Genomic DNA, 13,091 nt, shown 5'->3' with positions numbered 1-13,091 from the left:
TCCCACCGGGAGAGGGGGTGGGGTGAGGGTCGGGGCGTAGCCCTCATGCACCCAACCTCCACAGAGCTTCGCCCGTCCCCTCATCCGCCCCTTCGGGGCACCTTCTCCCCCATGAAGGGGGACAATGTCCCGCAGGGAGAAGGGACTAGCGAGCCCCTCTCCCCTCGGGAGAGGGGTTGGGGTGAGGGGACGAGGCGCAGCCCTCATGCACCCAACCTTCCACAGAGCTTCGCCCGTCCCCTCATCCGCCCCTTCGGGGCACCTTCTCCCGCAGGGAGAAGGGACTACGCAAAGGTCCATGTCATATGAGCGAACAACTTCCCCTGCTGATCGAACTGGGCACCGAAGAGCTGCCGGTCAAGGCGCTGCCGGGTCTGGCGCAGGCCTTTTTCGATGGCGTGCTGAGCGGCCTGGAAAAGCGCGGCGTTGCCGTCACCCGCGGCGATGCCAAGCCGCTGTCTACCCCGCGCCGTCTGGCGGTGCTGCTGCCGGGCGTGGCCACCGAGCAGCCGGAGCAGCGCTCGGAAGTGCTGGGGCCGTATCTCAACATCGCCCTCGACGCCGAAGGCCAACCGACTAAGGCATTGGCCGGTTTCGCCGCCAAGGCCGGTATCGACTGGACCGCGCTGGAACGCACCAGCGACGCCAAGGGCGAGCGTTTCGTGCATCGCGCAGTGACGCCGGGCGCGCGCACGGCCGACTTGTTGCCGGAGATCCTGCGCGAGGCCATTGCCGCAATGCCCATCCCCAAGCCGATGCGCTGGGGCGCACACGAGTACGCCTTCGCACGGCCGGTGCAATGGTTGGTGCTGTTGTTCGGCAGCGAGGTGATTCCGGCCGAGTTGCTGGGCGTACGCGGCGACCGCATCACGCGCGGGCACCGCTTCATGCATGAGGGCGCAGTGTCGCTGGCGGCACCCGGCGACTACGTCGATGCGCTGCGTGCGGCGCACGTGCTGGTGGATCCGGACGCGCGCCGTGCCCGCATTGTCGACGAAGTGCAGGCGGCCGCCAGGCAGGCCGGCGGCAGCGCACGCATCAGCGACGACAACCTGGAGCAGGTGGTCAACCTGGTCGAATGGCCGGCGGCGGTGCTGTGCAGTTTCGAACGCGATTTCCTGGCGGTGCCGCAGGAAGCGCTGATCGAAACCATGGAGATCAACCAGAAATTCTTCCCGGTGCTGGATGACGGCGGCACCTTGACCGAGCAGTTCATCGGCATCGCCAACATCCACTCCAAGGACGTGGCCGAAGTGGCCAAGGGCTACGAGCGCGTGATCCGTCCGCGCTTTGCCGACGCCAAGTTCTTCTTCGACGAAGATCTCAAGCAGGGCCTGCAGGCGATGGGCGAAGGCCTGTCCAGCGTCACCTATCAGGCCAAGCTGGGCAGCGTGGCCGACAAGGTCGCGCGCGTGACGGCACTGGCCGAGGCGATTGCACCGCAGGTCGGTGCCGACCCGGTGCAGGCACGGCGTGCTGCGGAATTGGCCAAGAACGACCTGCAATCGCGCATGGTCAACGAATTCCCGGAGCTGCAGGGCATTGCCGGCCGCCATTACGCCAAGGCCGCCGGCGAGCCGAGCGAGATTTCGCTGGCCATCGACGAGGCCTACCAACCGCGTTTTGCCGGCGACGACATCGCGCTGTCGCCGCTGGGCAAGGTGCTGGCGATTGCCGAGCGTCTGGATACCTTGGCCGGTGGGTTTGCGGCCGGGTTGAAGCCGACCGGCAACAAGGATCCGTTTGCTCTGCGGCGCAATGCGTTGGGGTTGGCGCGGACGGTGATTGAGAGTGGGTTTGATCTGGATCTAAGAGATATTCTGTTTAAAGCTTCGATTGCCGTTTGGAGTCACATGAAGTTTGGTCCTAAGGCGCTGGAGTCGATCACTATCAACCACTGTGCGACAAACTTAGACGCTCTATCGCTGTTTGCAGATATGTTGCAGCTCAACCCACTTGAGCTGCAGAAGATACTTCGAGTTGATGAGCAATTCGACTTCATCCTCGACCGCCTACGCGGCTATTACGCCGACAAGGGCGTACCTGCAACGCATTTCAACGCGGTCGCCGCATTGTTCTCCGTCACGTCCGAAGCCGTGCCGACACCGACCAGCGTAGGAGCGCACCCGGGCGCGACCCACGGATCGCTCTACGACTTCGACCGTCGCATCGACGCCATCGGCATCTTCGCCACGTTGCCCGAAGCCGACGCATTGGCCGCGGCGAACAAGCGCATCCGCAATATCCTGCGCAAGGCCGAGGGCGAGATCCCCGGTGACATCGACACCAGCCTGCTGCGCGAACCGGCCGAACAAGCCCTGGCCGAAGCGGTGGAAGCGGCCATCGGCGATACCGGCGATGCGCTGCACCGCCATGACTATGTCGCCGTGCTCGCACGCCTGGCGCGCCTGCGCCCGCAGGTGGATGCGTTCTTCGACGGCGTGATGGTCAATGCCGACGACCCGCAGCTGCGCGCCAACCGGCTCGCACTGCTGAAGAAGCTCGGCGACCGCCTCGGCAGCGTCGCCGCCATCGAGCATCTGTCCAGCTGATGTCCAGGTCGGCGGGCGCGCTGCACTGGCAGGCCGCCCAGGCCGCGTTGGCGCGGCGCGACCTGGGCGTGGCAGCGTCTGCATTGCAGGCGCTGCTGGGGGTGGAACCGACGCATGTGGCTGCACGCGTGCTGCTGGCCGGCACCGTGTTGGCCAACGGCCGCATGCGCGAGGCCGTGACGCAACTCCAGCTGGCCGCTCGCGATGTGGGCGACGATGTGGCGATGCGTTGCCGTGTGGCGCAGGCCCTGTTGCGCGTGGGCGAGCATCACACGCTGCATGCGCTGCTGCGGCATCCCTCGGTGATGCAGTGCCGCGACGGCGCGACCTTGGCTTTGCTTGCACACGTGCACCAGTCCTTGGGCGAACACGTCGAGGCACTGGCGATGATGCAGCGCGCACAGGCGTGCGGATTCGATGGTCCGGACTTCCGTTTTTTTCTTGCGGTGCAACTGCAGTTCAATGGGCGCCTGGATGAGGCGGCGCAGGCCTTGGAGCAGACCCTGGCGCTGTCGCCCGGCTACGGCCGTGCAGCGCTCACGCGTGCGCGGCTGCGCCGTCAGACCACCGGCAGCAACCATGTCGCGCAATTACGTCAGCAATTGCAGCTCGCCAAACCCGACAGTGAAGATCGTGCCGGGCTGGCCTTCGCGTTGTACAAGGAGCTGGAGGACCTAGGCGACACCGCTGCCGCCTGGGACGCGCTGCAGCACGGCAATGCAGTGATGCATGCACGTCTGCGCCACGATGCCGATGCCGAGGCAGCGCTGTACGCGCAACTGGGTGACCTGGCTGCGCGGGGCGTGTTCGCAGCGCAAGGCACCGGTGCCTTACAAGGTCCGCAGCCGATCTTCGTGCTCGGCCTGCCGCGCTCGGGCACCACGGTGCTGGAGCGCATGCTGGGCAATCATTCGCAGGTCGTTTCGGCCGGCGAATTGAACGACTTCGGTCATCAGTTGCGTTGGGGCGCCGATCAGGCCGGGCGCAGTCTGCTGGACGCGCCGCTGTTGCAGGCGCTGCCCACGCTGGATTATGCGCAGATTGGCGCGCGGTATCTGCAACAAACGCAGTGGCGTGCCGGATCGGCGCGCTGGTATATCGATAAATTGCCGGCCAATGCGGTGGCGATCGGCGCGATTGCGCGCGCACTGCCGGGTGCACTGATCGTGCACCTGGTGCGCGAGCCGATGGCGGTATGTTTTTCCAATTACCGCGCGCTGTTCGGCGATTCGTATGCCTACAGTTACGACCTGCACACACTGGCGCGTCACTATCGGGCGCATCACGGCTTGATGGCGCAATGGCGCGCTGCCTTGCCGGGTCGGGTGATCGATGTGGACTACGCGCGGATGGTGCGCGATCCATCCACGGTGCTGCAGCAGTTGATGGCATATTGCGGGCTGGACATCGAGCCGGGGCAGATCGACATCACGCGCAATGCCGCAGCGTCGGCCACGCTGAGCAGCGTGCAGGTGCGCGAGGGCGTGCACAGCCGCAACGTGGAGGAATGGCGCCGCTATGCAGTCCAGCTGGAGCCTTTGCGGCAGGCGTTGTCGCAGGCGGGTCTGCTCGATGCTGGCGTGCATTGACAGCAGCCATTAGGTCTTGGGCGGCGCATCAGACGCGCTGCGAGCACGTTTCATCGGCCTCCAGTTCAATGCGCGCCGAAGCAGTCGCCCCGATGGACAGCGGTTGCGCCAGCCGGGTCTGCTTGCGCAACGTCATCACCGCATGCGCTGGCATGCAGGCGAGCAACAGTGCCGCAGCTGCCTCGCAAGTCCAAAAACGCCAGCGGCAGCCGTATTGGCTGCCGCTGGAGGTACGCATGCACAGTGCTGTGGATCAATGCGCGCCGAAGCGCCAGTTCAATTCCAGCATGTAGGAACGGCCGTAGCCGGTGTAGTTGAAGATGTTGTAGTACGGGTAGCTGGTGTAGGTGCGGTCACGCGGCGGACGGGTATTGGCGAGATTGTTGACCGTTGCCGTCAGCGAGATATCGTCGCTGATCGCGTAGTCCAGCGTTGCATTGAACGTGGTCCACGCGCCGACCTTGCGTGCTCCTTCCACTGCGTAGCCGTCGGTACTCTGCTGCGACAGAAAGTTCGGGGTGCGGCCGTAGCGCTGGCCGAACAAGGTGGTCGTCCACGCATCCTTCTGCCAGGTGACCGAGGCATTGGCGATGGTGCGGAACTCGGAGGAGAAGAACGGTTCGCTGAGCAGGTCGCGTACCGGGTCCTGGGGGAATTGCTGGCTTTCGTGCTTGAGGGTCGCGTTGTACTGCGCGTCGAACACGAACAGGCCCCAGGATTCGGTCGCCAGGTTGTACGTCGCCTTGGTGAGCACACCGGAGATTTCCTCGTTGGAAATATTCACCGGATTGATGCGGATGCTGCTCAGGCGATTGGGCACCGGTGCATCGGGCCCGGTCCGATCGATCCGCGAAAGCGCGTCCACGCAGGTAGGCGAATTGATGTCCAGGCTTCCCAGGCGGCACGCCGATTCGGTCTGCAGCAGATTGTCGGTGCTCAGATCGCTGACCTTCTGGTCGATCTTGATGTTGTAGTAGTCGGCATTGACGCTAAAGCGTGCGCTTGGCGACCACACCACGCCGGCGCCCCAGGACTTGGCCGTGATCGACTTCAGATCGCGATTGCCGGCGCGGCGTCCTGAAATCGTGGTGCCAGCGTAGGTGCAATCGGCGATCGGCACGCCCGGTTCTTCCACCGCGCAACGGTAGTAATCGTTGACGCCCTGGAAGAAGCCGCTGTCGCCGGCAAAGCTGAAGGCCATGTCCGGCGCCTTGAAGGCGGTGGCGTAGTTGCCGCGGAACAACAGCGAGTCGATCGGGCGGAATTCCAGTGCCGCCTTGTAGGTGAATTTGGAATCCCCACCGCCTCCCTGGTTCTTGTAGTCGTCGTAGCGACCAGACAGGTTGGCGGTCAACGTGCTCAGGATCGGGATCCGCGTCTCGAAGGCGGCCGCCCAGTTGTCGCGCTTGCCGCTGCCTTGGGTGCCGGTCAGCTGATAGAAGTCGCCGGCGATGACACGCGGATCGGTCGGGTTGGTCCAGTACTGATTGCCCGCCTGCAACACGCCGGCGATGCCAACAGCGCCGGCCGGCAGGTTGAACAGCTCGGTGTTGGTCAGCTGCAGGTTGACGTTCTGGGTCCAGGTTCTGGACTTGGTACGGATTTCGTCGTTGAAGCTGCGGTACTGCGCCGGCGTCAACGCGCGATAGAAGTTGGCGTCGTTGGGCGAGTAGATCGGGTAGCCGTAGTACTCGCCTTGCGGTGCGCCAAGGAATTGTTCGCGGAAGAAGTCTTCGATGCGATCGGCCAGCGGCCATTGCTGGCGGCTGTCGATGCGGTATTCCGAACGGGCGTAATAGGCATCGTAGGTCCAGTTGCTGGCGCCCAGGCCGCCCTTCAGGCCAATTGCGATGTTGTAGGAATCGGCGGTCTGGCGCTGATTGTTGAAATTCAGATTGCCGGTTTCTTCCGGCGCAAAGATGCGCTGATAGCTTTCCAGCTGCTGGCTGTCCTGGTTGTAGAACAGACCGCCGGTGTCAGAAGAGGCCTGCCAGAACTGCGAGCCACTGTTGACTTCGACCTTGGTGCGGTTGAGCAGCAGGGTCGAATACAGTTCGGCGTTGTCGTTGAATGCATAGCTCAGGTTGGCATAGCCGCTGGCGCTGCGCTCCTTGTTGAGGATGCTGGCATAGCCAGGCTCGGCACGGCTGCTGCAGAAGTTGCCACGGTTGGCACGGTTGTCTTATTGCACCGAACCGTTGAACAGCGCGCCCAGCGCGGCGCAGTTGTCGGCACCGGGGTCGATGTAGGTGCGCGGTGTGTTGTGCAGCGCGATGCGCGAGCCGTAGCGCAGGGTCGGGTCCGGGTTGTCGTTGGTGGAATCGAAATCGCGCCGCTGAAAACCGTAGATCGGGTCCTGATTATTGAGCTGCAGCCCCCACACGATATTGGCGCCGCCGATCTCGTTGCCGCCGGTGAGCTGAAAGCGCTGGTTGTTGCCGCCGCCACCATCGTAGGTGCCCATGCGGTAGTTCATCTGCACGCCGTCCATGCGCTTTTTCAGGATGATGTTGACCACCCCGGCGATGGCGCTGGAACCGTAGATCGAGGACTGGTTGCCGGGTGCCACGTCGATACGCTCGACCATGCCGACCGGCACGCTGGCCAGATCGACGAAGTTGCTTTGGCCGTTATAGAGCAGCGGGTAGTCGGCCATGGGCCGGCCATCGATGAGCACCAGGGTGAAGCCCGGGTCCAGTCCGAGCAGGCTCAACGACTTGGCGCCCGGAGTAAAGCCGCCGCTGAACTGGCCGTCCTGTACCGAGCCAGTGGCCATCGGCTGCGAGCGCAGCACGTCGTAGACGTCCTTGAAGCCGCGGCGCTGGATGTCCTGGGCAGTGATCGAAAACACCGGGGTCGCGGTTTCGATCTGGGAGCGGGGGATCAACGAACCTGTCACGGTGACCTTGTCCAACTGGGTCACGTCACCTTGCTCCTGTGCCATCGCAAGCGATGGCATCGTCAGGGCGGTGCATACGGCGGTAACCAGCAAACGACGCTTCATGAAACAGACCTCTCTCTCAAGGTGTAAACGGGCGAGCAGCAATTGGGGGGCCGCTCGCAATCGATGCCAACGAAACGTTAACAACACGCCGACTGTAACCACTTCACTCGGCCCCCGTATAGTCGCGCTTGCCTAGATTTTTTGTCCCTTCACGCCGAGGCTGGGTATCCTTTGACGATGCTTAAAGTCGCGTTTGCTCTTTCCTTGCTGTGCACCCTGTTCGTTCCGCTGCAAGCGGTTGCTCGGGCAACCATCGACAAGATCGAAATCAAGGGGTTGGACGGCGGCGACGACGCCGAGATGATCGAGAACATCCAGGTCTCCCTGTCTCTGTATGAGGCCGTGGGCAAGGAGCAGGGCGAATCGCGTCTGGAATATCTGTTGGCACAGGCCGAGCGGCAGACGCGTGAGGCGCTGGAGCCGTTTGGCTATTACTCGCCGACCATTACGCTGGCCGCACCGCGCGCCGGCGACAGGGTGACCGTGGTGATCACGGTGGACCGTGGCGAGCCGGTGCGGGTGCGCACCTCGCATATCTCGATCACCGGCTGGGCCGAGCAGGACCGCTACCTGGGCCAGGACCTCAAGCAGTTCGAGCCGCGCGAGGGCCAGGTCTTCAGCCATCCGCAATACGAAGCCAGCAAGGTGCGCATCACCCGGCGCCTGGCCGAGCGTGGCTACTTCGATGCCGACTTCACCCAGCGCCGCGTTGCGATCACGCGTGCCGAGCATGCGGCCGACATCGATCTGAACTGGGACAGCGGCCGCCGCTACGACATGGGCAAGGTGCGCTTCGACTACGACTACTTCCGCGACGGCCTGTTCGACCCGCTGGTGTACTGGGAGGAGGGCAGCTACTACCACGAAGGCAAGCTGGATCGGCTACGCGAGTCGCTGACCAAGCTGGATTACTTCAGCACCATCGATATCCAGCCCAAGCCCGAAGAGGCCGACGACCAGGGCCGCGTGCCGGTGGACGTCAAACTTACCCGCGCCAAGCGCACGGTCTACACCGCCGGCTTGAGCTACGGCAGCGAAAGCGGTGCCGGTGTGCGCGGTGGCGTGGAGCGGCGTTACGTGAACTCGCGCGGCCACAAGATGGACACGCAGCTGGATTACGCGCAGAACCGCAAGAGCCTGACGACAAGTTACCGCGTGCCGGCGTTCCGTTGGCTGGATGGCTGGTACACCGCCTCGGCGCGGCTGTACGACGAGCAGACCGATTACATCGACCTGCGCAACGTCAAACTCACCGGCAGCCGCAGCGGCCAGATCAACGAGCGTTGGAGCGCGATCGCCTCGATCAACGCCTTGCGCGAGCGGTGGCGTTTCAGCAGCGGCGACGATTTCGAAGGCGCGGTGTACGAGACCTCCACCCTGATCTATCCGCAGTTGCAGGCCAACTACGTCAATGTCGACGACCGGCTGTTTCCGCGCAGCGGCGTGTCGGCGCAGATGTTCATCCGCGGCGGCGCCGAAGGTGCCGGCTCCGATACCAACTTCGGCCAGCTGTATGGCCAGCTGCGCTGGTTTCTGGGCGCCGGCGACAACAGCCGGTTGATCCTTCGCGGCGAAGGTGGCACCACCTGGACCAGCGACCTGGTGGCGATGCCGCCGAGCCTGCGCTTCTTCGCCGGTGGCGCGAACAGCATCCGCGGTTATGCGTTTCGCGAAGTCGGCCCGCGTACGCCCAAGCCCGACGAATTCGCGCTGGGTGCCAAGAACGTGGTCACCGCCAGTGCCGAGTACGAGCATTACCTCAAGGGCGGCCCCTGGGGCGGGGCAGTGTTCGTCGATGGCGGCAGCGCCTTCGATGACCGGCCCGACTGGCATACCGGCGTCGGCTTTGGTCTGCGCTGGCGCTCGCCGGTGGGCCCGGTGCGGGTGGATATCGCACATGGCTTGAACGATCCCGACTCGCAGTTTCAGCTCTACATCGATATCGGGGCCAACCTGTGAGCGCACCTTCCCCTACGCCGCCGGCACCGCGTCCGCGCTTTTATCGCCGGCGCCGGTTCTGGGTGGGCTCGGGCCTGACCATGTTCGGGCTGGTGTTGCTGGCCTTGATCGCGGTCTATTGGCTGCTGCAGACCGTGGCCGGGCGCGACGTGTTGCTGGCGCAGGTCGTGGCGCGCCTGCCGGTGGGCGCCACGTTTACCTACGGCAAGGTCGAAGGCCCGGTGGCCGGCCCGCTGACCTTGCGCGATGTGGACTTCCATTATCAGGACATCCACTTCACTGCAGAACGCGTGTATCTGGAGCCGGACCTGCGCCCGCTGCTGGGGCGCAAGCTGCAGCTGGACGCGGTGCAGGTCAGCAATGCCACGTTGAACCTGGGCAAGAGCGAGGAACCGTTCACCCTGCCCAGCTGGCCCGAGTCGCTGCCGCAGATCAACGTGCCGCTGGCGATCCAGGCCGACAGGATCGATGTGCAGAACCTGCGCATCACCCAGCTGCAGCAGCCGATGATCGTGCTGCACAAGGTGCAGGGCGGGCTCGAGGTCGCCACCGGCGAGCTGCGCACGCGCGATCTGGTGATCGACACCGACATGGGCGACTTCCGCCTGCACGGCGATTACCTGCCCAACGACGACTACCGTGCCGATCTGACTGCCACTGCCGTGCTGCCGGCCGCACGCGGGCGTACCCCGGCCAGCCTGGGGCTGGTGGCACGCGGGGATCTGGACAAGATGGAAGTGGCCATTGCCGGCCGGGCGCCGGCGCCGCTGCAGGCCAGCCTGGTGTTCACCGGCCGCGACGACCCGACCTGGGCATTCAACGCCGTGACCCAGGCGCTGGATACCTCGTTGTTGATTCCGGCCGCGGAGGGGCAAGCCAACCCGCCGGCCACGCCGATCGCGCTGAACCTGCAGGCGTCCGGCAAGGGCGGCAACGCCGATCTGCACGGCAGCCTCAAGCAAGGAGAGCTGAGCGCCACGCTGCAACCCTCGCATGTCCGCCTGGCCGAGCAGGTCCTCACTGTCGAACCGTTGGTGATCGACACCTTCGAAGGCCGCACGCAACTGCGTGGCACCGCCGATTTCCGCGACACCCAGAATCCGAGTTTCCGGTTTGCGGTCAACGCCAGCGGCCTGCGCTTCACCCCGGCCGCGGATCCGGCCACGCCGGACGCGCCGCTGGTGCCGGTGGAGTTGCAAGACGCACGCCTGGGCGTGGCCGGCACCTTGAAGGCCTGGGCCGCGATCGGCCGCGCCTCCCTGGAGCGCGATGGTCAGCAGGCCGAGCTGGTCTTCGACAGCCGCGGCAACGACCAACGTGCACAGCTCAAGCAGGTGCAGGCAAAAACGCCGGGCGGCGCGCTGGATCTCAGCGGTGAAGTGGCCTGGGCGCCGGAGCTGCAATGGGATGTCAGCGCGCAACTGGCCAAGTTCGACCCGGGCTATTTCGCGCCGGGTTGGAACGGCAACCTGTCCGGCAAGATCGCGTCCAAGGGTCGCCAATTGCCGGCACCTGCCGGCGGTGTCTCGCCGGGGTTCGAGGCCACTGCAGAGATACCCAGCCTGACCGGGCAGCTGCGTCAACGCGCGCTGTCGGGCAACGGCAAGTTCGCGTTGCGCGGCGAACAGGGCGAAGGCGAATTGCAACTGGCGCTGGGCAATAGCCGCATCAACGCCAAGGGCAAGGTGGGCGACCAGCTCGATATCGCCGCGCAGCTGCAGCCGTTGCAGCTGGACGACGTGCTGCCTGGCGCCACCGGCATCGTGCGCGGGCAGCTGCAGGTCAGCGGCAAGCGCGACGCACCCGACATCACCGCCGACATTGCCGGCAACGGCCTGCGTTGGGACACCTATAGCGCGCAGAGCATCAGCCTGCGTGGCCGGCTGCCGTGGCGCGGCAGCGACGGGCAATTGGCCCTGCAAGGCACCGCCATCGAAGCCGGTGTGGTGCTGGATAGCGTGCGCGTGCAGGCGCGCGGAGCGGTGGAGGCCTTGCGACTGGATGCGGACATCGCCAACAGCATGGCCAGCGTCGCCCTGCAGGGCGATGTGCGGCGCAACGGCGAGCGCTGGCAGGGGCAGGTCGCCACGCTGCGCATCGCACCGGCCAAGGGCGATGCCTGGGCGCTGCGCAAACCGGCGCAGTTCAGCACCGATGGCGCCGCGTTTACCTTGTCCGACACCTGCCTGGGCGCGGCCACCGGCGGCGCGCTGTGCGCCAGCGCCAACTGGCCGCGCGAGGGCATGGTGGTGCACGGCGACGCATTGCCGCTGTCGCTGGTGCAGCCGTGGCTGCCCAAGCAGGAAGGTCGGCAGATCTATCTGCGCGGCGAACTGTCGCTGGACGGCAGCTTCAAGCCGCGCGGCAACGCCTGGGAAGGCAGCCTGCGCATCGCCTCGCCCGAAGGCGGCTTTCGCTTGGGCGAAACCCGCTACGCGGCAGTGGCCGGCAATCCCAATCGCGGCGAGTTGCTGCGCTACGACCAATTCAGCGTGCAGGCCGATTTCACCCAGCAACAGATCCAGGGCAAGCTCGGTATCGGCTTCCAGGGCGCCGGCTTTGTCGATGCCAAGTTCAATACCGGCTGGGATGCGTACGCGCCGCTCAACGGCGAGCTGTATCTGAACATGTCGCGGCTGTACTGGCTGGAGCTGGTGATTGCCGACGTGGTGCGGCCGAAGGGGCTGGTCGAGGGCCACGTGAGCCTGCGCGGCACCCGCGACAAACCGCTGCTCGGCGGCGATGCCACCTTGAGCGATTTCACTGCCGAATACCCGTCGATGGGTTTGACGCTGAGCGAGGGCAAGGGCCGCTTCGATGCGCTGCCGGACGGCTCGGCCAAGATCACCGCCTCGGCCAAGTCCGGCCCCGGCACGCTCACCGTCGATGGTGGGTTGTCGTGGTTCGGAACCAGCACACCGTTGCTGCTCAATATCCGCGGCGACAACGTGCTGGCCTACAACACCAGCGAGTTGCGCATCATCGCCAACCCGGACATGCAGTTCGGCATTACCGACAACACCATGCAGTTGCGCGGCAAGGTCACCGTGCCCGAAGCGGACATCGACCTGGAACGCCTGGACCGTGGCACCTCGGTGTCCGAAGACGTGGTGGTGCTGGACCCGGTGGACCCGGAACAAACGCCCGCATCGCCATTGGACATGGACCTGGCCATCGTGCTCGGCGACAAGGTCAACATGAGCGGCTTCGGCCTCAAGGGTGGACTGAGCGGGCAGATGCAGATCCGCGCGCGCCCTGGCCGCGAAATGACCGCCAATGGCGGGCTGGATGTGCGTGGGCGCTACAAGGCCTATGGCCAGGATCTCACCATCACCCGTGGCCAGCTGACCTGGAACAACAACATCGTTTCCGACCCGCGCGTGAGCCTGCGCGCCGAACGCAAGATCGGCGATGTCACCGCCGGCATCGACGTCAGCGGCCGCGCCGAATCGCCGCGTGCCGATGTGTGGTCTGAACCGGCGATGTCGCAATCGGAGGCGCTCTCGTACCTGGTCCTCGGCCGCGGCCTGTCCACTGCCAGCAGCGACGAAACCCAGCAGGTCAGCGCCGCCTCGGCGGCCCTGTCGGCCGGCAGCAGCCTGATCGCCTCGCAGATCGGCGCCAAGCTCGGCCTGGACGAAGCCGGCGTCAGTCAATCCAGCACGTTGGGTTCGGTGGTGGGTTTCGGCAAATATCTCTCGCCCAAACTCTACGTCGGCTACGGCGTGTCGATGGTCGGCGGCGGCTCGGTATTGACGCTCAAGTACCTGCTCAGCCGCGGCTTCGATATCGAAGCCGAATCGAGCACCATCGAGACCAAGGGGTCGGTGAACTGGCGGCGGGAGAAGTAGGCGACGGTGAACTGGCAGAAACTGCTGGCGACCGATGATCTCTGCCGCCGTTCGCGTGCAGCGCTCGTTGCATGGGTAGAGGATTACATCGGTTGCATCTGCTTTACTGCGCTGCGCATCGGCATCGATGGCGCGT

The 13,091-nt window shown here is 65.0% G+C and carries 4 protein-coding genes and 1 pseudogene; 4 read left to right on the top strand and 1 reads right to left on the bottom strand.

From position 1 onward, the window contains the following. Positions 1-305 precede the first annotated feature (305 nt). Entirely contained in the window at positions 306-2,552 is a 2,247-nt protein-coding gene (gene glyS, locus ACCQ15_RS20770) for a glycine--tRNA ligase subunit beta (protein ID WP_372381022.1), read from the top strand. Then, on the top strand, positions 2,552-4,141 hold the full coding sequence (locus ACCQ15_RS20765; RefSeq protein ID WP_136733715.1) for a tetratricopeptide repeat-containing sulfotransferase family protein: 1,590 nt from the start codon (positions 2,552-2,554) through the stop codon (positions 4,139-4,141). The genes glyS and ACCQ15_RS20765 overlap by 1 nt, the downstream gene beginning before the upstream one ends. Positions 4,142-4,394: 253 nt before the next feature. On the opposite strand, the pseudogene ACCQ15_RS20760 reads toward ACCQ15_RS20765, so the two are convergent. After that, a pseudogene (locus tag ACCQ15_RS20760) lies at positions 4,395-7,085 on the bottom strand (TonB-dependent receptor plug domain-containing protein). 237 nt (positions 7,086-7,322) lie between these two features. On the opposite strand from ACCQ15_RS20760, the gene ACCQ15_RS20755 reads away from it, so the two are divergent. Together ACCQ15_RS20755 and ACCQ15_RS20750 are read left to right on the top strand one after the other, a co-directional pair. Continuing rightward, positions 7,323-9,104, top strand: coding sequence for an autotransporter assembly complex protein TamA (locus ACCQ15_RS20755; protein ID WP_008571752.1), 1,782 nt, complete (start codon positions 7,323-7,325; stop codon positions 9,102-9,104). Further along, on the top strand, positions 9,101-12,955 hold the full coding sequence (locus ACCQ15_RS20750; RefSeq protein WP_372381021.1) for a translocation/assembly module TamB domain-containing protein: 3,855 nt from the start codon (positions 9,101-9,103) through the stop codon (positions 12,953-12,955). Before ACCQ15_RS20755 ends, ACCQ15_RS20750 begins: the two co-directional genes overlap by 4 nt. Positions 12,956-13,091: the final 136 nt, after the last annotated feature.

The sequence above is a fragment of the Xanthomonas sp. NCPPB 1754 genome (assembly GCF_041475725.2).
GTDB classification, from domain to species: Bacteria; Pseudomonadota; Gammaproteobacteria; order Xanthomonadales; family Xanthomonadaceae; genus Xanthomonas; species Xanthomonas euvesicatoria.
This window is presented reverse-complemented; position numbering and strand designations above follow the sequence as displayed.

What these genes read in the sequence shown, in the direction of transcription:
- glyS (WP_372381022.1), top strand. Translation starts at nt 306, where the DNA reads ATGAGCGAACAACTTCCCCTGCTGATCGAACTGGGCACCGAAGAGCTG.
- ACCQ15_RS20765 (WP_136733715.1), top strand. Translation starts at nt 2,552, where the DNA reads ATGTCCAGGTCGGCGGGCGCGCTGCACTGGCAGGCCGCCCAGGCCGCG.
- ACCQ15_RS20755 (WP_008571752.1), top strand. Translation starts at nt 7,323, where the DNA reads ATGCTTAAAGTCGCGTTTGCTCTTTCCTTGCTGTGCACCCTGTTCGTT.